At 46.8% G+C, this 23,699-nt stretch carries 16 protein-coding genes, 1 tRNA gene and 1 pseudogene; 13 read left to right on the forward strand and 5 right to left on the reverse strand.

The genetic code is table 11. The annotated features are described in order from the left end of the window. Positions 1 to 36: 36 nt before the first annotated feature. Positions 37 to 1,263: a tRNA epoxyqueuosine(34) reductase QueG gene (queG, locus tag DVO77_RS18420; RefSeq protein ID WP_119979379.1), complete on the reverse strand. Its 1,227-nt coding sequence runs from the start codon at positions 1,261 to 1,263 to the stop codon at positions 37 to 39. A gap of 412 nt (positions 1,264 to 1,675) precedes the next feature. Here queG and DVO77_RS18425 point away from each other — a divergent pair, with 412 nt between their 5' ends. Both DVO77_RS18425 and DVO77_RS18430 read left to right on the forward strand, forming a co-directional pair. Beyond that, positions 1,676 to 2,173 carry a phosphatase PAP2 family protein gene (locus DVO77_RS18425; protein ID WP_373317399.1) on the forward strand — a complete coding sequence of 166 codons (498 nt, stop codon included), beginning with the start codon at positions 1,676 to 1,678 and terminating at the stop codon, positions 2,171 to 2,173. A gap of 19 nt (positions 2,174 to 2,192) precedes the next feature. Next, positions 2,193 to 2,630, forward strand: coding sequence for a DUF3069 domain-containing protein (locus DVO77_RS18430; RefSeq protein ID WP_119979355.1), 438 nt, complete (start codon positions 2,193 to 2,195; stop codon positions 2,628 to 2,630). A 106-nt stretch (positions 2,631 to 2,736) separates the two neighbouring features. Here the strand turns inward: DVO77_RS18430 and rsuA are convergent, their stop codons facing one another. Continuing rightward, entirely contained in the window at positions 2,737 to 3,426 is a 690-nt protein-coding gene (rsuA, locus tag DVO77_RS18435; RefSeq protein ID WP_119979357.1) for a 16S rRNA pseudouridine(516) synthase RsuA, read from the reverse strand. 87 nt (positions 3,427 to 3,513) lie between these two features. Here rsuA and DVO77_RS18440 point away from each other — a divergent pair. The 9 genes and pseudogenes from DVO77_RS18440 to DVO77_RS18480 form a co-directional block, all read left to right on the forward strand. Then, positions 3,514 to 3,693 (forward strand): annotated as a pseudogene (locus DVO77_RS18440) (DapH/DapD/GlmU-related protein); the annotation flags it as partial. Between the two features lie 291 nt (positions 3,694 to 3,984). Further along, positions 3,985 to 6,069, forward strand: a complete 2,085-nt coding sequence (locus DVO77_RS18445; RefSeq protein ID WP_119979361.1) for a M13 family metallopeptidase — start codon at positions 3,985 to 3,987, stop codon at positions 6,067 to 6,069. 225 nt (positions 6,070 to 6,294) lie between these two features. Beyond that, positions 6,295 to 7,080, forward strand: a complete 786-nt coding sequence (locus DVO77_RS18450; protein ID WP_119979381.1) for a RelA/SpoT domain-containing protein — start codon at positions 6,295 to 6,297, stop codon at positions 7,078 to 7,080. Between the two features lie 168 nt (positions 7,081 to 7,248). After that, entirely contained in the window at positions 7,249 to 7,650 is a 402-nt protein-coding gene (locus DVO77_RS18455; RefSeq protein WP_110457486.1) for an SMI1/KNR4 family protein, read from the forward strand. 89 nt (positions 7,651 to 7,739) lie between these two features. Next, positions 7,740 to 8,240, forward strand: a complete 501-nt coding sequence (locus DVO77_RS18460; RefSeq protein ID WP_110457487.1) for a DUF4447 family protein — start codon at positions 7,740 to 7,742, stop codon at positions 8,238 to 8,240. Positions 8,241 to 8,726: 486 nt separating this feature from the next. Beyond that, positions 8,727 to 10,001, forward strand: a complete 1,275-nt coding sequence (locus DVO77_RS18465; protein ID WP_249038214.1) for an Nramp family divalent metal transporter — start codon at positions 8,727 to 8,729, stop codon at positions 9,999 to 10,001. 169 nt (positions 10,002 to 10,170) lie between these two features. Then, positions 10,171 to 10,635 carry a YehS family protein gene (locus DVO77_RS18470; RefSeq protein ID WP_110457489.1) on the forward strand — a complete coding sequence of 155 codons (465 nt, stop codon included), beginning with the start codon at positions 10,171 to 10,173 and terminating at the stop codon, positions 10,633 to 10,635. A 196-nt stretch (positions 10,636 to 10,831) separates the two neighbouring features. Beyond that, positions 10,832 to 12,520: an NAD-dependent malic enzyme gene (locus tag DVO77_RS18475; RefSeq protein WP_110457490.1), complete on the forward strand. Its 1,689-nt coding sequence runs from the start codon at positions 10,832 to 10,834 to the stop codon at positions 12,518 to 12,520. 473 nt (positions 12,521 to 12,993) lie between these two features. Next, positions 12,994 to 13,227 (forward strand): cytochrome c3 family protein, encoded by a 234-nt coding sequence (locus tag DVO77_RS18480; RefSeq protein WP_110457491.1) that lies wholly within the window; start codon positions 12,994 to 12,996, stop codon positions 13,225 to 13,227. Positions 13,228 to 13,582: 355 nt separating this feature from the next. Here the strand turns inward: DVO77_RS18480 and DVO77_RS18485 are convergent, their stop codons facing one another. After that, positions 13,583 to 18,478 carry a S8 family serine peptidase gene (locus DVO77_RS18485; RefSeq protein ID WP_119979364.1) on the reverse strand — a complete coding sequence of 1,632 codons (4,896 nt, stop codon included), beginning with the start codon at positions 18,476 to 18,478 and terminating at the stop codon, positions 13,583 to 13,585. 289 nt (positions 18,479 to 18,767) lie between these two features. Between DVO77_RS18485 and DVO77_RS18490 the strand changes: the two genes are divergently transcribed. Beyond that, a complete protein-coding gene (locus tag DVO77_RS18490; protein WP_119979382.1) occupies positions 18,768 to 19,685 on the forward strand; it encodes a LysR family transcriptional regulator in 918 nt (305 codons plus the stop codon). 324 nt (positions 19,686 to 20,009) lie between these two features. Beyond that, positions 20,010 to 21,872, forward strand: a complete 1,863-nt coding sequence (locus DVO77_RS18495) for a methyl-accepting chemotaxis protein (protein WP_119979366.1) — start codon at positions 20,010 to 20,012, stop codon at positions 21,870 to 21,872. Positions 21,873 to 22,243: 371 nt separating this feature from the next. On the opposite strand, the gene DVO77_RS18500 is transcribed toward DVO77_RS18495, so the two are convergent. Together DVO77_RS18500 and DVO77_RS18505 are read right to left on the reverse strand one after the other, a co-directional pair. Then, a tRNA-Phe gene (locus DVO77_RS18500) sits at positions 22,244 to 22,319 on the reverse strand. A gap of 619 nt (positions 22,320 to 22,938) precedes the next feature. Continuing rightward, positions 22,939 to 23,697 carry an outer membrane protein assembly factor BamD gene (locus tag DVO77_RS18505; RefSeq protein ID WP_119979368.1) on the reverse strand — a complete coding sequence of 253 codons (759 nt, stop codon included), beginning with the start codon at positions 23,695 to 23,697 and terminating at the stop codon, positions 22,939 to 22,941. Positions 23,698 to 23,699: the final 2 nt, after the last annotated feature.

A 23,699-nucleotide genomic window follows, 5' to 3' on the forward strand; every position in this document is an offset into this window, starting at 1 on the left:
ACGATAGGTGGTTTACGCCACGGCTCATATTAAGGCTTACGCATCTCTTGGTAAGCCTTTTTCAATGGTGCGGATCACTCGCTGGGTCTTACGGTTAGGGTGCTGCGCGGCGACCGTTTGTACCGCTAATGTACAGGCTTTATCGGCTGGTGGGTTGGCTTTTGTCTGCTGCTGTATTAATGCCCAGTCAATATGTTCTATTACCATCTCATCGACCTCATCGCTTATACGTCGGTGTCGCAGCGCGGCGATAATGTCATCCGAGTGCGGCGCATTGCCCAGCGCCACGGCAATGTTACGAAGCCAGCGCTTATGGCCAATACGGCGAATGGCACTGCCTTCGGTGTAACGTAAAAACTCGGCTTCACTCCAAGCAAACAGTGTGAGCAATTGCGGGTGTTTAAGTGGGTCGCGAGTGTGAAAGTCACTCTCTTGGGTCAATGGTGCCTGCGCATTGACGGGGCACACCAGTTGGCAGTCGTCACAGCCGTAGATACGGTTGCCGATCAGCGGCCGAAATTCGATTGGGATCGCGCCCTGCAGTTCGATGGTCAGGTAAGAGATGCAACGCCCGCCATCGACGACATAGGGTTCAACGATGGCGTTGGTGGGGCACGATTTGATGCAGGCGACGCAGGTTTGGCAATCGGCCTGAATAGGCAGATCTATCGGCAGCGGCAGATCGATAAGCAGCTCGCCTAAGAAGAACCAGCTACCGGCCTGATGATTGAGCAACAAGCTGTGTTTACCCGTCCAGCCAATGCCAGCTTTCTCGGCTAATGGTCGCTCAAGAATTGGGGCTGAATCGACAAAAGGCCGAAAGTTGGGTTTTTCCATGCCTAAACTGGTTAATTCTGCCTCAATCTGTTGACCCAATTTTTTGAGCCGATTACGGATCATCTTATGGTAATCACGCCCGCCGGCATAGCGAGAAATATAGGCCATATTCGGGTCGCGTAAATGGGTAGCAAAGCCAGCTTCTGGTGGCAAATAATCCATTCTCGCCGAGATAACCCTTAAGGTGCCGGGGTGGAGTTCTTGCGGGCGGGCTCGCATCATCCCGTGGGCCTGCATGTAGTGCATCTGTGCGTGATACCCCTTGTCGAGCCAGGCTTGTAGCTTGGGCTCTTCTTGGGTTAAGTCGGTGTCGGTAATGCCTATTTGTGCAAATCCGAGCGCTTTGCCCCACTGCTTTATCTTGATGGCAAGTTGTTGCAGTTGGCTGCTATTGAGTTGAGATAGCGCTGTTGGCTGTGTTTGCATGGTAATGGTATCGACATAGTGATGATGGCTAACCGCCACATAATACCAGTTAAGCCGCAGTGGCAACACCTTGAGTGACTCATAAGCTTCATCAGCAATTAGTATCAGTATCAGAATTAGTATCAGCAGTAGCGTGAGGTCGTAGCGTAGCACTGGGCGTACAGACTCGTTACAAATGACTAATTATAAATGACTAAGTACAAACGACTGGGTACAAATCATTGGGCGCAAATGACTGAGTGCAGCTTAGTGGGGGACCGATTGGGGGCGTCGATGAAGCGTGGCAGGCAACTCATATGGGGTTTATGGCACTCAGTTTTGCTTTTCGTCTACGTGACAGGTATAAAGTCAGCCTTTTCCCGATATCTATATTAAGCGAGTTATAGTGAAACGATTATGCGCAAGTATTGTCATGCTGCTGAGTTCATCTTACTGCAGCGCATCTAGCCTTGAACAGTCGGGGGATGTATTGCATCTGCTGTTACCTGCGGTCACGTTGGGGGCCTCTATTGCCGTTGAAGATGATTATCAGGGCAGTTGGCAGCTGATCAAAAGCGGCGTGGTCTCACGGGTGGCGGTCGAAGGCTTAAAGTATGCTATCGATAAACAGCGTCCAGATGGATCGGGCGATGACTCTTTTCCCTCTGGACACACCGCCGATACCTTTGCCGCGGCTACTTTTGTGCAGCAACGCTATGGTTGGCAGTGGGCGATCCCGGCTTATGTGGCTGCTGGTTATGTGGGTTATACCCGGGTGGCGAGTGATAACCACTATCTTGAAGATGTGTTAGCGGGCGCAGCGATTGGCATAGTGTCGGGACTCTATTTTACCGATCCCTATAAAGGTATCACCATCAGCCCGATTGCCGGTAAAGATAACTATGGTATCTATATCAGTGGGACATTTTAATTAAAGGGTTTACAAACATATGAATTATCAGAGCCAAGCCTATCAACAGCGGGCACAACAGGTGGCGTTAAACGTCTGCAATAGCGTTATCCCTATGGATAAGGTGCCGGCTAATTTGATGGAAGCTTATGCCAATCTTTGTCAGGAATTGATTGAAGATAAAGACCAAAAATTTGCAGCCGTGTGGGATGCCCTACCAGCCAGTGCCAGTGCATTATTGCCGCAAGCCGATTTTCATGGTTTTTATATCGCTAACGCTTGGTTGCAACTGAGTCGTGTGGCGCAAGATATTGCCGAGCTGGCCGACAGTGATGAGGCCATTGATGAAAAAGAGTACAACAATATTTTTGCGCGTTTATCGGATGCGTCATTAAAAGAAAGTGCTAAAAAGCTTAAAAAAGCGCGTACCGACAGAGCCTTACTCAACAGCATCAAGAGTGTGATTGGCGGCGAGTGATAAGGTGTCGCCATGACGATGCGACATGTGAGTGCCACCAAGAGATAATGAACGCCCATCATTAACGCGGTTAATGATGGGCGTTTTTTTAGGGCGGGATAAGCGGTTAAACCGAGGCGATTTCGGCGGCGGTTAAGTAGCGCCACTCGCCAGGTGCGAGCGCCTCGTCCAGTTCGATATGGCCGACACATTCGCGGTGTAAGCCGACAACTTTATTGCCTACAGCGGCAAACATGCGTTTGACTTGATGATACTTACCTTCGGTGATTGTTAGTCGCACCTGTTGCGGGTCAATAATCTCTAAGGTGGCAGGCTTAGTTAGACCATCTTCATTTCTCAGTGCTATGCCTTGGGCAAACTCGGCAATGAGCGCTTCACCAATTGGATCGGCCAGCTGCACTAGATAGCGCTTACCGCACTCCTTTTTCGGTGAGGTGATTTTATGTGACCATTGGCCATCGCTGGTGATCAGTACTAGCCCTGTGGTATCGACATCTAAGCGACCAGCAATGTGCAGCTCTTCCGGTTTGGCGACATCGATAAGGCTCAGCACCGATGGGTACTCTTCATCTATGGTTGAGCAGATGGTGTTGACTGGTTTGTTGAGCATGATAAAGCGAGGACCAACCACTGAGATGACTTCACCATTAAGGCAAATTTGATGGTGTGGAGTCACTTTAAAACCGGCGTCTTTGACTATGGTGCCATCGCAGGTCACATCGCCTCGATGCAGGGCTTTTTTGGCCAGTGAACGGGTTAAAGAGGTGGACTCGCAGATAAATTTGTCTAAACGCACAGGTTACTCGGCAATAAAATCATAATGGCAGACATTATGAGGCTAGCGTCGCCAAAGGGAAAGGGGGAGCGTAGTAATTCGCATGCCACCGCCAGACACCCATTGGATGCCGAGCGCCGCTTGCAGGGATGGGAAACCGCAAAGGCGCTCTATATTGGTGAGCGGGTGTGGATTGGTGGTGGGGCGATTATTCTCCCTGGGGTGACGATTGCCAATGAGGCGGTGATTGCCGCTGGGGCTGTGGTGAGCAAAGATGTGGCGGCTTAAACCCTTGTCGCCGGCAATCCAGCAAGAGAGATTAAACCGCTTTAACGGCAGTGTTATGGGTTAAATGGCACCTGTGATATGAAACCTTTAGTTACATATAAGTGGCGCAATGGCGACGCTAGATCGGGAGATTAACTTGTTTACTTTAGCCCAAACAATTTAACATGTGTGGCTTGTGGTAGACGATTTATTTGAGCTAGTGAGTAATACAGCGGGCCTCTAGCGTGATAGTCACAATGATGCACATAGCGACAAAACAATAATTCAATCAGCATAGACCAAGGAATTCAGATGAAGAAAGTGCTCGTAGGCGGACTTTGCGCCTCATTAATCGTGGGCCTTAGCGCCTGCAATAGCGATAACGTCGAAGTTAGTGCGCCAGAGACGGCCAAAACAGAAGCCGCAGTTGCCGTAGAACAAGCGCTGACGTCGGGTATCGACTTTGCTAACTTTGACAAATCGGTTCGTCCGCAAGATGACTTTTACTCATATGTAAATGGTACCTGGATTAATAACACCGAGATCCCAAGCGATCGAACCAGCACGGGTGCCTTTTATGATTTACGTGAAAAGTCTCGTGATGACGTTAAAGCCATTATTGAAGAAGTGGCAGCCACACCTAACCTTACCGCGGGCAGTGACGAGCAAAAAGTGGCCGATCTGTATCGCTCATTCATGGACACCGACACCTTAAACGCATTAGGGATAAAGCCTATTCAGGCTGAACTAGATAAGATTGCCGCACTGCAAAATAAAGATGAATTAGTCGAGTATTTTGCCCATAGCCAAGTGATTGGCGGCGGCACCCCCCTAGCGTTTTATATCAACATCGACGCCAAAGATTCTAGCCGTTATGCCACCCATATTTGGCAGTATGGCTTAAGCTTGCCTGAAAAAGATTACTATTTTAACGAGGCAGAGCGCTTCGTTAAAATTCGTCAAGCGTTTGTCGAACACATTGAAAAAATGTTCACGTTGGCAGGCTTACCTAATCCAAAAGCCAGTGCAGAGCAGGTGTTAGCGCTTGAGACCGCTATCGCTAGCCGTCATTGGGATGTGGTCGAAACGCGTGATAGCACTAAGACCTATAATTTGTATCAAGTGGCTGAGCTCGCTACCTTAGCACCAGACATCAACTGGGACGGTTACCTTAAAACCTTAGGTGCCGACCAGCAAGCAGACATTATCATTAACCAACCTAGCTTCATTGAAGGCTTCAATGAGGTGCTTAAGGCTAATGATTTAGCCACATGGCAGACCTACATGACTTGGCAGACATTAACCCATTTTGCCGGGAATTTAAGCTTAGATCTCGATAAAGAAAATTTTGAGTTTTTTGCTAAGACACTTAATGGCCAAGCGGAACAAGAGCCTCGTTGGAAGCGTGGCGTAGGCGCGGTGAATTCAGTCTTAGGTGAAGTTGTCGGCAAGGTGTATGTTAAGCGTCACTTTACTCCTGAAGCTAAAGAGCGCATGCAAGGTTTGGTTGAAAATTTACGCGGCGCCTACGGCGAAAGCATCGAAAACTTAAGCTGGATGAGTCCAGATACCAAAGTGGCGGCTAAAGATAAGCTGGCTAAATTTGACCCTAAAATCGGTTATCCCGATCGCTGGGAAGATTACACTAAGCTGACCATTAAAAGTGATGACTTAGTGGGTAACGCCATGCGAGCAAATATCTTAAGTCATGATAAAGAACTGGAAAAACTCGGCTCAGCGATTCGTAAGTGGGAGTGGCACATGACGCCGCAAACCGTTAATGCTTACTACAACCCAACGATGAATGAAATCGTCTTCCCTGCGGCTATCTTACAACCGCCATTTTTTAACATGGCAGCCGATGATGCGGTTAACTATGGTGGCATTGGCGCCGTAATTGGCCATGAAATGGGCCATGGCTTCGATGACCAAGGGGCTAAGTTTGATGGTGAAGGCAACATGCGTGATTGGTGGACAGAGCAAGACTTAAAAGAGTTTGCCGCGCGCGGTAAAGCCCTAGTCGAGCAATACAATAACTATGCGGTGTTTGATGATCTCAAGGTTAATGGCGAGTTGACACTGGGTGAGAACATTGGCGATCTGTCGGGGGTGACCATCGCCTATAAGGCTTACAAGATGTCACTCGATGGCAAAGAAGCGCCAGTTATTGACGGCTTGAGCGGTGATGAACGCTTCTTTATCGGCTTTAGCCAAATTTGGCGCGCTAAGATGAAAGAGGAAGCGATGCGTAATCGAGTGGCAACCGATCCCCATTCACCCGCTAAATTCCGTGCGATAGGAGCATTGTCAAATATGCCCGAGTTTTACACCACCTTTAACGTTAAAGAGGGCGATGCTATGTATATCGCGCCTGAAAAACAGGTGAAAATTTGGTAAATCTTTAAGGCAAGATTAAGCGTTATTCTATCTGCCGTTATGCAGATAGGTTTCACGCTTTAAAGTTTGACTTTAATTAATAAAAAGAGCGCATTACGCGCTCTTTTTTTGGTGGTGTTTTATTGTGCGTCAAGATGAATCAATATTCACTTTGTATTCAGCAAGGGTTAAGCCATTGGAGGATAGATTAGAGGCTCAAGGTTAGGATTGTTACCGAGGATGGTTATGAATAGATTATTTCGCACCTTTATTATTTTCCTGTTATTGCTGTCGACCCGTAGCGGTTTAGCCGCCAGTTATGAACCCCAAGTAAATCTAAAAGATCCACGCAGCAACTTCATCTCACGCCAATCATTTCATCCTAACCTCGCCGGCCTTATCGCCATCCCTACCACATCATCGCAACCCATTCGACAAACCAGCAGTAATCTAGAACAACTTTACGCCAAAGCCGAGGGGGCGCAGCAAGAGTTGCGAGACATACTCAAGAGCCTTGATGGGGCAGAGCATTACGAGCTGATGGTGCCGGCGGTTAAAAGTTATCAGCGTGCGGCGCAGAAGGTCGTCGTTAAGTTTAATGGTGATGCTAGTCAAATTACCGATTTAGCCCGTGCCAGTATTGTTGCCAGCGATATTCATCGCCTGATGCATGCGTTCGAAGCGTTGCAACACAAGGCGACGATTGTGCAAGTTAAAAACCGCTTTGCCACGCCTAAAGCATCGGGTTATCGCGATCTTAATTTATTGGTACAGCTGCCACAAAGCGGCATGATTGCCGAGGTTCAGTTACACCTTAAAGCCATTGCTGAGATTAAAAGTGGTGAGGAGCATCAGATTTATCAAGCAGTGCAAACGATTGAGGCCAACGCCAAACAGCAGCAACGTGCTCTGACCCAATTGGAACTGGCGAAAATCACTCAGTTACGTCAGCAGTCTCATAAGTGTTATCACAAGGCATGGTTGCACTATAAACGTATCGACAGTGCCCACCTCATTGCCCAAGCTGCGTAGCTGGCAACGGCATATTGTTCTCAGCCGATGGCGTCGCGACGACAGATAATCCACCGCGATGTCATTGAGCTGAGTTTACCCATCAGCCCTCGGCCGAAATTGGCTTAACAAATCCCCGCCAAAGCGATTATACTTGCCGCCATTAGCCCCATAACTAGCGAATACACCATGCATGATCTGATCGAACAGCTACAGGAATTAAGTGAAACCGTACCGGTTCCGCTAGAGTTACCCACCTTTGAACAGCTGGTGGAGGTGGAAGAGCAAATTTTGATCCCACTGCCTGCAGAGTTAAAAGAGTACCTCTTGTATGCCAGTGATGTGATCCACGGTACGCTAGAACCCGTGACCGCCAGCGATCCTTATGCACATACCTATTTGCCCGAGGTGACCTCGTACGCTTGGTCTATCGGCCTGCCTCGAGAGTACATCGCTATCTGTCAGATGGGCGATGACTTTTACTGTATCGACCAAGAGGGTCAAGTGATGTTGTGGCGTGATGGTGAGCTCGATGATGAGGGCTGGGAATCGTTTTGGCAGTGGGCCGAAGATGTGTGGATTCAAGCTTAGCCGCTTAACCTTATCAGCGCTTTTTTACCTTAGCTGATATTTGCAAAAGCAAAACGATAAATGTTTACGCACCCAATTTGGAAATCAATATGTCGAAAAATGCAGAATTAAATGCGATTGAAATTACCTACCTTCGCCACTCTTTAGGTTTAAGCGCAGCGCAAGTGGCTGAACTATCAAAGTCGACCGAAGCACAAGTGTTGGCTTGGGAAGCGGGCGAGGCTGACGTATCAGGACTTGCAGCAAAAAAATTACTTGAGCTTGATGAAACCATCGAGATGCAAGTGCTTAACACTTGCGATGGTATTGAAGAATTATTTAAAAAAGAACCCAAGCGACATTTAAGCTTTGTGGTGTACCCAACGCAGGCGATTTATACCCAATACAACCCTGAGTTTTTGAGTGCGCTGCCATTAACTGAGCTGTATAACACCGCGGCATGGCGCATCAAAAAAGAGTGCAAGTTGGTGCTAGAGGTCGATGTGACCCTAATCGCTCTGGATGTCGAAGCCTACAAAGCTTATCGCGAAAAAGAGGGGCTTAAAGAGAGCCGTGAAAACCGTGCTAAGTGGGCGGCCACCCAGCTTTAAGTGTTAGCTCTCATACCGTAAAGGTAAGCAGAAGACCAATGCCAGTCAGCTTAGCTGACTGGCATTTTTTGTTGGGGCTTGCTCGATGTCGATTGCCTCGCCGTTGAGGATGACCTATTTTCAGCAGGCTTGAGTGTCAAAGTTGCAATGTGCTTCTATTAAGGTGTCATCGTTTTCTGGAAACGTCTTAGATCTGTTAATAGTAACTATGCCTGTCGGTAAGCATGAGCCTAATGGCTGCTTTTTGTTTTTCATTTTTAGTGGTTGCTGCAATGGCTGACATCATTCTGGTGACGCATTGAATGAATTGCTATTGACTCTATTTTAAAGACAGTTTCATATAGGATTTGTTTTATCTATGTTTTCTCTAATGTAAGTTGTGTAAACAACTCACATGAGGAGAATCCGAGCCTAGCGTGCCATTATGTGGGATTAATACAATATTGCAGGCAGTAACCTACCAAATATGAATAAATGGATAACGATATGATCAATAGCACGCAAGCTATGGCGGCGATTGGCCCACTTGGGCGAGTCAATCGCGTACTCAAAGCCACAGGCCCCGGGTTGTTAATGGCGGCAGCTGCCATTGGTGCATCGCATTTGGTCGCCTCAACCCGCGCTGGCGCCGAATTTGGTTGGCAGCTAGCTTGGGTGATCGTGGCGGTTAATTTACTTAAGTATCCGTTTTTTGCGGCGGGAGCGCGTTATACCGCCGCTACTGGCGAGAGTCTGCTGCATGGTTACCTGCAGCAAGGCAGGCGCTACCTATTGCTGTTTACTGTGCTCAATACCCTTGCTGCCATCGCTAGCACCGCTGGGGTGGCGATGTTAACGGCGGCGATGCTCACTTTGTTTATTCCCTTGTCTATCGATATCTTGGCGTTCATCGTTTTAGCCTCTAGCTTGCTCATGCTGATATTGGGGCATTATCAACTGCTTGATAAGGTGACCAAGGTGGTCATGTTGGTGTTAACCATTACCACCTTAACGGCAGCCGCATTAGCGTTTAATGCTGAGCCAATGATAGTTGACGGATTTGTGTCACCTTCGCCATGGGATTGGGCCCATGTGGGCTTTTTGGTGGCGATGATGGGCTGGATGCCCGCGCCTATTGAGGTCAGTTGTTGGAATTCATTGTGGTTATTAGAAAAGCAAAAGCAGCAAAGAGTGACTCAAGCGCAAGCCCTGTTCGATTTTAATTTAGGTTATGCCACTACAGCGGTGTTGGCGGTGGTGTTTTTATCCTTAGGGACCTTGGTGATGCACGGCAGCGGTGAGCACTTTTCCGCCTCTGGCGCTCAATTTGCTGACCAGCTCATAACCCTTTATAGCCAAGTTCTTGGCAGTGAAAGTCGTTATTTAATCGCCATTGTGGCCCTGCTGTGTATTTTCAGCACGACAGTGACAGTGATCGATGGTTACAGTCGAACTTTAGCGTTAGGTTGGCAATTATTGGTGCAGCAATCAAACGACAAAAGTAGTGCCTGGCTAACGGCTATCATGGTCGGAGTAAGTCTATTGGGGCTGGGGATCATCTTATTTTTCAAAGGCGCCTTGCTGCCATTATTGCAGTTTGTGATGACGTTAGCGTTTATGACGACCCTTATTTTTGCGTGGCTCAATTACCGTTTGATGACCAGTGAACGCTTGGCAGTAGCGGATCGTTACGGCACAAAAATGCGCTTATTATCTTGGTTGGGTATGGGGTATTTGCTGGGCTTTGCCGGCTTATTTATCTATTGGAAAACACTAGGATAATCGTTTTTCTTGTCGGCTTGACTCCAATGTATATACGCAGGTGAAATATCGACGGCGTGATGAGCCAAAAATGGTGAAAAAACCGCTTAGTAAAGGGTAAAACTCGGTTATAATACGCCTCTAAGATGATCGCGCAGCCGCGCAATCCAAAAGGTAAAGACATTCGATTATGATTAACAACGATATATTACGCCGTTTACGTTTTGTGTTTGACTACCAAAATGCGAAAATGATCAAGATTTTTGCCAAGGTAAAACATGAGATTACCCAAGAAGAACTGCTCGACATGCTTAAGAAAGAGTCAGAAGAGGGTTATAAACCGTGTAACGATAAGACCCTTTGTCTGTTCCTTGATGGCTTGATCATCGAGAAGCGGGGGTTAAAAGAGGGCGCTGAGATCCCTGAACCCGTGTCGCAGTTAAACAATAACCTGATATTCAAGAAGCTTCGAGTCGCACTTGAGATGCGTGAAGAAGATATCATCAACACGCTTGCCTTGGCAGACTTCAGCATGAGTAAGTCAGAGTTAGGTGCTTTGTTTAGAAAGCCTGGCCATAAGCATTTTAAAGAGTGTGGTGATCAGGTGTTGCGTAACTTCCTTACTGGGTTATCGATTAAATATCGTGGTAAGTGAGCTTAAATCAGTCATATTGAAAGCACAGCCTAGGCTGTGCTTTTTTGTGGGCCAAAGTAGGATGTTTAAAACAAAGGTAAGGATAAAATAATCAAAAATCCACCGCTAAAAGGACAACAAAGATCACACTTTGTGGTAATCTTGCCGCATTCGAACGACAGTCAATCCACTATTTCACATACAATAAAGGTTACCAATGGACGATAATAAACGCCCGCTATATCTTCCTTTTGCCGGCCCAGCCATTTTGGAGGCGCCTCTTATCAATAAAGGCAGTGCGTTTACCGAAGAGGAGCGTATTTTCTTTAACCTTGAGGGCCTACTGCCTCATGTTATCGAAACAATTGAAGAACAAGCGTCGCGTGCCTACGACCAATATAAAAACTTCAGCAATGATCTCGATAGACATATCTATTTGAGAAACATTCAAGACACCAACGAAACCCTATTTTATCGCTTGGTGCAAAACCACATTACCGAGATGATGCCTATTATCTACACCCCTACGGTGGGGATGGCGTGTGAGCGTTTTTCAAAAAACTATCGTCGTAATCGGGGTCTGTTTGTCTCTTATCCTCATAAAGACCGTATCGATGATATTTTGAATAACTCGACTCGCCAAAAAGTGAAAATTATTGTGGTCACCGATGGTGAGCGTATCTTAGGTCTTGGTGACCAAGGCATTGGTGGTATGGGGATCCCCATTGGTAAACTCTCTTTGTATACCAGTTGTGGTGGGATCAGCCCAGCATATACCTTGCCAATTACGTTGGATGTAGGCACGGATAATCCGCATCTGCTTGAAGATCCTATGTATATGGGTTGGCGTAATCAGCGTATTGGCGGCGAAGAATATGCCGAATTTGTTGAAGCCTTTATGCAAGCTGTACATCGTCGCTGGCCAGATGCATTGATCCAATTTGAAGATTTTGCGCAAAAGAATGCCATGCCATTACTTGAGCGTTATAAAGACCAATATTGCTGTTTTAATGACGATATTCAAGGCACTGCGGCAGTGGCAGTCGGTTCATTACTGGCTGCCTGTAAGGCTGCTAATACTCAGTTGAGTCAGCAACGCATTGCGTTTCTTGGTGCAGGCAGCGCCGGCTGTGGTATCGCCGAGGCGATTGTGGCGCAGATGGTCTCTGAAGGTATTTCTGATGAGCAGGCTCGTCAGCAGGTGTTCATGGTTGACCGTTGGGGCTTGCTGCAAGACAACATGCCTAACTTATTGCCATTCCAGCAAACCTTGGCACAGAAGTCTGCGTTGGTGGATAGCTGGACGACCGAGAATGAAAACATTTCATTGTTGGACGTGATGCACAATGGTAAGCCGACCGTATTGATTGGAGTGTCAGGCGCGCCGGGATTATTTAGTGAAGAGATCATCAAAGCGATGCACAGTCATTGTGCGCGCCCGATCATCTTTCCGTTGTCAAATCCAACTAGTCGTGTTGAAGCAACGCCAAAAGACATTTTGCATTGGACTAAAGGTGAAGCATTGGTTGCCACAGGCAGCCCATTCGAACCTGTGGTCATTGACGAGCAAACCTTTGAAATTGCTCAGTGCAATAACAGTTATATCTTCCCAGGTATTGGCCTTGGGGTGTTGGCTTCTGGCGCGAAACGCGTCAGCAATGAAATGCTCATGGCCTCGAGCCGTGCGTTAGCCGAATGTTCACCGCTGGCGATACAGGGGCATGGTTCATTGCTGCCTAAGCTGGAGGATATTCATCAGGTGAGTAAGCATATTGCGTTTGCGGTGGCTAAGGTTGCCGTTGAGCAAGGCCATGCACTGCCTTGCAGCGATGAATTGTTGCTACAAGCGATTGAGGGGAATTTTTGGACGGCCGATTACCGCCGTTATAAGCGTACCTCATTCTAATCAATTGTGTTTCGATATGATAAAAGCTGCTCAAGGGCAGCTTTTTTATTGGGCGTGTATCGTTAAGGGGCATTTGGGGGCGATCATGGCGTGTCCTCGCGTGGTATTTAAGTTTGGATGGACTTGATAAAGGCTAACTGTGTCGGGTCGGCGGCGTTGGCTCTAGCAAGGTTTTTATCCACTCGCGTCCAGATGGTTAGTGTGGTTTACTTTGTGTAAATCATATTGACAGTCATCACAAAGTTGAGCTTTAGCGTTTGATGCTATTAGCATTTTACTCCGATTGTTGTTACTTTTAAGTTTCAGTTAATACTGATCGGTAAGTCTAGGTTTATCGGTTCGCAGCAATTTGCTTTTTTAGTAGGTGTTTAGCCTTAGCGAAAATTTAGGTTCGCTGTAAAAGCTAAATTGAGCGTCACCTTTATTTCACTATTTTGTCAGTTTGGCCATTGCCACTGACTCTAGGAGCCACTATGAAATATCTCGCTATTGTTGCCGCCTTACTCTTTGCTGGTTCAGCAGCAGCACTCGATTGTACTGAGTGTCATGAGAAAGTCGATTTGACGGTACACCAAGAGGCCGAAGCAACATTGGCTACATGTAATGATTGTCATGGTATGAGCGATGCCCACACCGTCGACATGGAGCTACACACTCCAGAATTGACCATTACAGAATGTGCCGATTGTCATGGCATGGAAAAGTAATTTCTGATTAGTTAAGTTGCTGTAATGTAAGCCATCTTATTGTTTTTAAGGTGGCTTTTTTTATGGCATCGTTCAGAGCAAATGATGATTAAATGAGCTCATATCAAATTGCCAGTTACCGTATCGTTTTTACCTTATCGCAAGATACACATAGTGGTCGCCACTCGCCTAACTGTGGCTGGAGCTAGTGCACTATGGTTGATAGATGGGCTCGACTTGGTATTTTTTACGTAAAAAAAGGGCCCTCGTTATGGACCCTTTGTTGGAATTATCGTATCAGCGTAAATTTAAGCTTGAGCCCAAGATTAAATAATTCAGTTTTAGGCTTAGGCATTTAAGTTGCTCTTTTAACGCTTCAGTGTGGGTGAAGCTTTCTACGACGCCCTACTGCCAATGCTAATAAGCCAACGACGAAGTAACCTAAACTCCCCCCGTCATCAGAACTATCAACCTGTGGCGTTTCTGGCTCTGGTGCCGGCGGTACAGGATCGACACCGTTAGACATGACTGTCAGATTAAAGCGGGTGTGTGCTGCATCGTTAGGGAAGGTGATGTCATGGGCTGTGACTGTAACGACTGTTTCGCCATGCCAATCCTGCTCTGGGGTTAGGGTCACCATGTTACCTTCGATAACGGCGTTGATGTGCTCACCACTGACCTTAATGGCATTTGCGGTGTTTTCCTTATCCTGTATTAACACTTCAAAGCTGATGCTGTCATTTTCATCGACAGACATATCATTGATTGCGCCAATAGACAGGTTTGACGGCACATTAATGGTAGCAATGCTGGTGGTGCTATCGCTGCCGGTGTAGTCACTATCTACTGCTAAACTGAGTGCGTGACCCACGCCAGTAGCGCCGACCCGAGCAGAAAAGGACACTTTTATTTCAGACTGCTCCGGACCGATATAGTTAGCACAGACCACAAGTCCCTCTTCGATTTTTACGTCAAGGTCGTCATAGGCAAACCCATCACCGCTGTAACCATAGGAAGGGCCAAAGGTGCCGCGCGGGCCATAGTAGCCATGCAGGCCAATAGAGCCTAAGTGAGATTTAGTCCCTTCGAGTTTGTCATAAGCGAAAATAAATTCATGCTTACCCGGGGTGAAATCTATTTGACTCGAGGCGATCACCTCGAAGCTATAGCGTGCGTCATAGTCTGGCTCGAAGTTAACCCCCCAAGCAAATTCTTGGCGCATATTATCCCACTCGATAATGAGGTAAGTACCGTCTGCAGTACTTGCCATACTCACCCCATCGAGGCTATCTGTGTCCAAGTTGTATTCAGACAGGGTGGCACCGTCACCTCGCCACAGTGGAGCAATAATGGTGTCAGGGAAAAAGTCGCCTGCAACAGGATAGTGTGCCGGCCAGAACAGCGGCATACTGTCGAGTTGAATAAAACCACCGGGTGAGATGGTGAGTGTATCTGGCTCCATGTAGTCGGGGTTATTGTTGTACAGCGGGATATGCTCAATACCAAAAATGCTCAATGGCAATATCACAGTGTCAACCACACGACCTTGGATCGCCGGCTCCGCAGTGATGCCTGCTTCGCTGAGTAGATCTAAGTAGTATGGATTTGAGCCGATAGGGACTCGGCAACTTTCATCCACTGCACTTGTGGTGTACTGATATTTGCGTTGCTGAGCGTTACTCGCCATCTGTAGCGTGCTGAGGCTGATTTGCTGACCTTCAATATTTATTGAATCTTGCAGGCTTTGGTTGTTACTGATCGCCATTACTGTGTCTTCGAGCAGTTGCAAGCCTTCAGGTAGCGTGACATTAAGGTTCACATCTCGCTCTAACCCAAGGGTGTTGGGTGCCAGTGTCACAGTGACATCGACCACATCGCCTTCTTTAGCTTGTTCTTGACTGGTCACAATAGCGACATCGTCACCGGCGTGAACCAAATGGATAGCCATCTTACCAATGTTGCCCTCATTGTCAGCGCTGCTACCCACTTCAATTACGCCATAGAAACGATCGCCTTTTTGTGCATCAGGCAGTGTCCAATGCATCTGTAGTTGGTAAGGGTCAAGACCATTGGTGCTTTGTGGTCCAGTGATGGTTAAGGCTTGATTACTTTCATTGGCAATAATCGCTAAGCTGGTCTTGATACTGTCTTGGGTATCTTTAGCATCACCATATAGGCTCTTGTTATTGCTGACCATAGCCCAGTAGCGGCCCGGTAGCGGATTATTAATGTTGCAGTAATCGAGGAGGTCGGTCGATGAGAAGCATATTGCTTCGTCATGCCATTCAACCAAACCATTGGCATTCAGATCCATACCTATATCGACCTTGCTCACCGCCGCTTTATCTTCGGAGGTGACTTCCCATACGATTCGACTCGTGCCTTCGGGAACATCGAAGAACTGGATATCAATGCCGGGGTTGCTGCTTAGCGTTTCAGGCTGAGTAAAATCGGGGAGCTTGGACGCACTGAGCTTATGATGGCTCATTTTCCCGGCAGTTAAACCATGGACCTTAACATTGAGCTCACTGATCTCTTTGGTCATTAACTCAGGCGTCAATATGGTACCATTGTCACGGTGGATCACACCCGACACCATTTCTGGTAGGCTAGAGCCGCTATATCGTGCCATTACTGGCAGGTACTGTGATGCTAAGCGGTTATCTTTAGGGGTGATTTCAACCTTACCAAAGACCTCGTTAGAAGAGGAGTTTACATTCACCGAAGTCACATCCAATACGTTGGCGGTAACCATAATGCTTTGAGACTCGCCAGCTTTCAGGCTAAAGCTGTTTGGGTACACGGCTAACTCAAGGAAGGGGGCACCTTCGGCCTCGAGCCCTATCGCACTGATTTCCCATTCACCGTCTGTCGTGGCAGTAAAGGTACGCATCCAAGTGCAGCTGCTTTTACATTCTGAATTGACTAAGTAAGGCACGTTGAGAGCGGTAACGTCCCCGCCTTCTTCAGGGTTAGCCGCGCGGTAGTTATCGGCGGTTTCATCCATTACTAGGCCGACTTTCATTGCTCGAGCTACGTTAATGACGCCACTGCCCATCTCGTAGAACGTCGCTTCCTGAAGCTTTGTTGGAATCGTATTACTGTATGACTTACCAGGGAGAGCCGTGGTCATCAAGGCCGACTGGATCATCGCCGGCGTCCATTGTGGATAGGCTTGCGTTAATAGCGCTAAGGCACCAGCAACATGTGGGCCAGACATAGAGGTGCCACTGATTGCCACGTAATCACTAGGCGCGGGGAACATACTGAAGGGCATTTCATCGGCGTAAGCGGCAAAAACATCCACCCCAGGCGCCGATACGTTAGGAACCATCACATTAGGGGTAGTCAGGCTAGGGCCGCGAGATGAGAAGCTTGCTAACAGGTCGGCTTCACGTTCGTTGGTCACAATCTCTGAGGCATAAATACTGGCTTGGGTATCTACTGCCCCAGCGACCCATTCGATGAGTTTTTTCCCCGCGTTATAGTCAACGTGCAACCCAGGAATGGGGAACACATTTAAGTTCAAGGTGTGGCCGCCTGAACCATCATCCCAATTAATCGCGTTATAGAGCACGACCGCACCCGCGCCGCCGGCGGCCACATTGACGCCTTTGTCCACCCGTGGGATATCGCCACGCTTACATAAGACAATCTCATTGCTGTTGAAGGTATTTGCAGGAAACGGGGTTAGACAGAGTGCATCGCCATAAGTGGCTGCATCTACCAGAGTACCGCTGAAGTCGCCTGTAATGCCGGCACCGATGATCTCTTGTGGCGCATTAGCATCGGCAAAGTCGGTGAGCATACCTGAGATTTGATCGATTTTACGGCCATGAGTACTCGCCGCAACCGAGGTTAGCCAGGGCGATACATGGTCAATATTCGATGGGCCATATTGGCCCCAGTTACCGGCAGAGGCTGCAACAGAAATATCCGATTCACGCGCGGCGAGAAAGGCCATTTCGATAGCATCGTACCAAGGTAAGCTCTCTAAGCCACCAATAGAGAAGTTAATGACATCGACCCCGTCGATAATGGCATCTTCGATGGCCGCTATAAGTGCATCACCTGGGCAGCCACCATAGGTTTCGCCGTAAGATCCATCTCCAGCATAACAGGCTTGGTATGCGATAATGTTGGCACGTGGTGCCACACCTGACACTTCAGGTAACACTAATGGCGTTGGCACACCATCAGAGGATTCTGTCATGCCATTTAATGGAAAGTTCAAATTATATAGCAGGTTACCTGCAACCGTGCTGGCTGTGTGTGAACCGTGGCCATTGTAATCTTCGCCATTAGGTGGTCGCTTGTATTCGATATCCCACGCCGGAACGTCTGGCTGATAAACCGGATCTTTGTAGGCATCGGTAATGACGTTGTACGAACGCACCCCTATCAGTTTACTGTTACACATCATTGGGTATTCGAGACAATCACCTACATAGTTACCTTCGCCTAATGGATTAATGTGTCTATAGCCATCACCTGCAACGGCGGCGAAAGAGGGGTGATCTGAGTTAATCCCGGTATCGATAATCCCGGCGATAATCCCTTCTCCGCGCAGTTCAACGCCATCGGGGACGCTTGTTCCTTGCCACACCATGTCGGCGCCAATGTGTTTTGGCCCTGCATCGGTAAATAACTTGTACTCTTTCGCGCGGGTGACCGCTTTGATCCCTACCATTTTAGCCACATCGGCCGCTTGCTGTTGTGTCAGCTTGAGGGTCATGCCGTTTAAGGCAACATTAAAGCGCTGCTCGATTTGAGCATCGGGGGCAACCATTCTAATTTGGTTCACGGCGCGATCTTGTGTCTGGGTCAAGAACTGTTTATAGCGTTTAGCCGCAGGGCTCTTGACATCTAATGTGTCACGCCCATTGCTGCGTAAATTGGATTGCTGGCTACGTGGTGAGGTGGCTGCATAATCGGGTCGCTCACCTTGATATAGCGCGATTGGCGCATCCATCAGTTGGATGATGTAGGTATGCCGGCCTTGAATATCATTTTCCCACACAAAAGGTGCTCGATGATTGCTGCCTCTAGCGGCTCGGTGTACGTTGATACCGTTTTGTCCAAGGGACTTGGCTTTGTTTGCTGAGTGTGAATGTTTGTTGTTGTATTTTTCCAGCAATTCTGGGGTTATTTTGACACCGACCAAATTATTGATTTGGTGTAGCTCTGGGGACAAGGGGTCAGCAACAAGCGCCCCTAGTCCTGTCGCATACAACGCGGCTAGCGTCATAATGCTCATCTTCTTGAGTTTCATGTTTCATTCCTTGTTTATTTTCGTTGTTGCGAACATGTTAATGGTCGCGACTCGATTGTTACGGTTTACTCTGTCGTCAAGCTAATGCGTTATGCGTATCGGGATATGTTAAAAAGCTATAATTGGTCACGACGATGATTTTTAATTGTTTTTAATCAGTTGCTTGTCTGTTTTTTAGGTGATGGGATATGTTCTGGTGAGATACAAAGTGTCACAGCAAGTTAGTTGTTGAACGTTTATCACAAGGTTATGTTGTTGTTTTGTTACGTGGTTGGTGGGCGGATTCGCTGTGATCGAATTTAGACATTTACGAAATTTTAATGTACTTGCTAAGGAGCAAAATTATCAAAAGGCCGCCAAACGGCTTAACCTCGCTCAACCATCACTGACCAGAAGCATACAAAGGCTGGAGAGTTTACTCGGTGCTGAGTTGCTTAATCGCGGACATCAATCGATGTCGTTGACGGCGTCAGGTGAATTGGTGTTAAGTCATAGCGATACTATTTTGGACAGTGTCGATACTTTGCGTAAGGAGCTGCATTATCTGCAGGGCAAAAGTAGCGGCCATTTATTGATAGGAGCCAGCCCTGTACCTGCTAACACCATTATTGGTCCAGCAATAGGACGTTTTGTTGAGCAGCATCCCGATGTAAACGTGGAGTTGAAGGTCGCAACTTGGCAGGAGCATATACAACAACTGCTGCTGGGGAAGTTATCTTTGATGGTGACCGATATTACAAGAGAAGCGTTAGGTCATGATGCATTGCTACAGGCGTTTAATTTGCCTTCTTATGATGCGATTTTTTGCACACGAAAAACCCATCCTTTGGCGGTGAAGTCTGAACTGACTTTAGCAGACATACGCGATTATCCTTTAGCTATACCACGCAATTTACCGACGGGAGTGATGGAGTCTTTTGGTGATCTTTTTTCCCCATACCGAGATGATTTTGCAGGGTTGCTGCGTTATGACACCTTTCAACCGATAAGCAGTGCACTTCAACATTCCCATATGGTGGCTTTAGCGCCTCAAATTAGTGTGATAGAGGAACAGAGGAAACCATTGCTATGTGCCTTGAGCCCAATAGATATGCCTCCTTTAGCTGTGTGCTTTAGTATTGTGACACTTAAAAAGCAAAGCTGTATTACTACGAGTCGATTTGTACATCAATTGATTTCAAGTGTCGCCGAACTATCGCTATCCTGATGGTTGCGATGAAGTGTTTAGAGTGGTCAGTGTGGACTGAGTGACTGTATTTAGGTGACTGTATTTAGGTGACTGTATTTAGGTGACCGTCATATGCCGCTATAGCGCGTGAGTTTTTTGAAGCGCCTCCTTTTCGGTCTTATCTATGGTGAATTTGTTTAAATCTACAGCGGTTAGTCTGTCAGGGGTTAAGAAACATCGTTGCTTGGCCGATATAAACTATAATCGCTAAAGGGTTACAGCCTTTATTCAAGTGTGTTGATAGTCGATTAAGTTAATCAAGCTAACATTGCTCAGCCAATTTACTTTAAGGATCCTTTCTCTATGCTCATTCGCCACAAATTGCTTGCTAGTGCCGCAGTGTCTATCTGTTCGGTTATTGCGATGTTTGGTTTACAGCTATATTCAGGCGATACGCTCGACGATCTTTCGCACGCAGCTCAGAGAGTGATTGAGTTGGAAAAAGAAGTGCTTAGCCTACGCAAAGATGAAAAAGATTTTTTTGTGCGTTTAGACTTGAGCTACCTAGATAAACATAAAGTAAACGCGAGTCAGTTAGACAGTACTCTGCATGCACTCAATGAGACGTTCGAACATTATGGTATCTCTGCTGCAACGTTAGATGGTTTTAAACAAAGCGTAGAGCGCTATGAGGCTGTATTTATTGATATTGTAAATTTACAGCAAAAAATAGGTTTACATCCCAAGGATGGTTTATATGGCGCACTGCGCAGTGCGGTGCACCAAGTTGAATCATTAGTTGAGCAATACAATGAAGCTGAAATGATGGTGACTATGTTGCAGCTTAGACGTAATGAAAAAGATTTCATGCTGCGTCGTGATGTGAGTTACGTTGATAAGTTCAATACTAATCTAGGCAAATTAAAGCAGCAGGTCAGTGATTCGATGTTAGAAAGTCATGTCCAGTCGCAACTCATTCGATTGCTTGATGGCTATCAAACTAGCTTTAAGATGTTAGTCGACACTGAAACTGAGCTTGGCTTGAGCAAAGAAGATGGTCAAATGGAGCTCTTAAGAGAAAGTATTGCTAAGGCTGAAGATGATTTAGTGGTGTTGAAAAAACAATCTCTTGAGGCGATTGATAGCGCGCAGAGCCGCGCGACTACCATAGGCATTGTCGTGTTTATTTTGATCACCATAATCTTAGTTGGTTTCACTCTGGCCATTATTCGCAGCATAATGGATCCCGTTAAAAAGATCAGCGAGGCTATTTCGCAAATCGAAGAAACCAAAGATCTGACTCTACGTTGTGATACCACTTTAGGTGATGAGATAAGCCAGATTGGTATTCATTTTAATAGTATGGTCGATTCATTACAGCAGCTGATTAAGCAGGTGTTAGATTCTGTCGATATGGTTAATCGTTCGTGTAAAGAACTATCTGAAAACTCCATTCGCGCATCTGAAGGGGTGAGTCGCCAGTTGAATGAAACCGATATGGTTGCCACTGCAATCACTGAAATGGGCGCCACTATTGATGAAATCGCTAATAATACTGAATTGGCCGCAGAGCGTGCCAGCAATACCCATAATAATGCGCAGCAGGGACAAGTGGGTGTGGTGCAGACTATCGAAAAAATTCAAGCATTGGCAGAGCAACTCAATGGCTCAGTGCAAGTGGTGGCGGATCTTGAAAAAGACAGCGAAACCATTGGCAGCGTCCTTGATGTGATCAGAGGCATTGCTGATCAAACTAACCTACTAGCGTTGAACGCCGCCATTGAGGCGGCTAGAGCCGGTGAGCAAGGTCGTGGCTTTGCGGTCGTAGCCGATGAGGTTAGAAGTTTAGCTATGCGCACCCAAGAGTCGACAGAGGAGATTTCTGGGATTATTGAAACCTTACAATCGCGCACGCGCTCGATTGTAGAGTTAATGGAATCGACTCAAAAGCAAGGTAGTGAAAGTGCTGCTGAGGCGGCAAATGCTGGCGCTTTACTAGAACAAATTAATGCCGATGTAACCAACATTATGGATATGAGCACACAAATTGCGGCCGCTATCGAAGAGCAGAGTGCGGTGGCCTCAGAGGTGAACCAAAACGTGGTGATCATTCGCGATATCGCCGCAGACTCAGCAACAGCAGCGCAAGAAAATGCCAATGCTTCGGATGAAGTGCGTGCACGTACCGAAGCGCTTTACCAGGCGGTAAGCTTATTTAAGATTTAATTTTTACGCTAGCAGTAAAACAACAGGGCCAAGATGTTTCATCTTGGCCCTGTTGTTTTAACCCCCTAAACCAAGGTAAGACAGGTTTAGGGGGGAAATAGCTTAGATGGTTCAGGTGATGCGCAAGAGAGTTTAGGCTGAGATAATTTGAGTTATGGTCTAGAGAGCTTAGGTGATAGCTCTGGAAGCTTAGCGAGGATGTTGGGGACTCGTGTTAGATACCTATTTCAGAGCACTTTTAATCGACACTAGGTCACTGCACAACTCTTTGTACACTACTAAATTAACAACAGTATTTAAAATCTATAGAAACAAAAAAGCCTCGCATTGCGAGGCTTTTTTGTTTAGTTGCCGCAGCACCTAATTAAATTTGGTGCCCGAACCCGGAATCGAACCAGGGACACGAGGATTTTCAATCCTCTGCTCTACCGACTGAGCTATTCGGGCGACGGGGTGCATTAAATAGCTTTTCGGGATTTGAGTCAACCCATTTATTGAAAATATGCTTCAAAAGCTTCCGTTTGAATAAGTTTTGCACGAAACGTACTTTTTTGTCGCAATTATGATTTTAAAACCGTATTTAAGTTAGTGTGAGGTTTTGCGGGATGCCACTATGGCGTTAAACGAGGCCTGTTAAATAGGATTAGGGTATCCAACGAGAAGGATGTTCGCATGGTTAATCGCAGATGTAAGTTAGATAATCAGCTTGGTCTCAGTAGGGCGGGAGTTTAAGTGACTTAGTATTAGGGCTTAGATTGTCATTCAACATGGTTTTAACTGGCACGCAAGATAAGCGAAGATGTTAAATAGGTGGTCGCTCTTAACGAATAGTAACTGTGAGAGACGTTATCGGGCGTAACGCTATGTTGTAATCGGTAGGGGACACTGACAAGGCTGTGCAAGGTCGCTCTTTAGTGATGTGCGTAACCTTAGGGCTTAATTTAAAACAGTGGGCTTTACGCGTCAAAAAAGAGACAAAGTGTGTGGGGGGCTAAAGATGTGTAATTTAAGGCTGACATCAATCGGTTTACCGTTGATGTCAGCCAGAGCGTTAATATATCAGTAGTTATTTTACTAATTGATTATCAGGAAAGTTGCTTTGCATCACCAATAACACATGCTCTTTAAGTTGCTCTTGTCCAAGCTCCTCATAAGCCGTCGCCATGATCTCTAAGGCGCGCTCTGTGTGAGGTGTACCAGGATACGATTCCATCACGGTTTGCGCTCTCACTGCCGCAGCGCTCCATGCATTCATCTTGATATAGTACTCGGCGACGGTCACTGAGTACTTTGCCAGACGATTTTTTAAAAATTGCATACGTTTTTGCGCATCAGCAGCGTATTTACTGTTAGGATACGACTTTATCAAACGGTCAAAATCTTTAAAGGCATCTTGCGCCGCTTTTGGGTCTCTATCTGTCCTGTCAATATTTAGCATGTCATGAAACATGTAATTATCTGACTGCATATTGACGAGTCCACGCATATAATAGACGTAATCTATATCTTTATGGGTGGGGTTTAAGCGAATAAAGCGATCGATATTGGCGATACCAGAAGCGGGATCGTCCAGTTTGTAATATGCGTAAATCAGGTCTAATTGCACTTGAGTTTTGTGTGGACCGAACGGATAACGAGAGTCCAACGCTTCCAATGAGCGCACAGCTTTACTGTAGTTGCCTAACTCCATTGACGTTCTAGCTTGTGAATAAAGCACTTCAGGGGATGATTTAGTCAGTTCGATATCATCTTCTGGACTACTACTGCAAGCCGCGAGGGCCAGTGATAACAAGGCGACAGCAGCGCCTTTGGCAAAATTATGCATAC

This window comes from Shewanella algidipiscicola, assembly GCF_003605125.1.
Classification (GTDB): domain Bacteria; phylum Pseudomonadota; class Gammaproteobacteria; order Enterobacterales; family Shewanellaceae; genus Shewanella; species Shewanella algidipiscicola.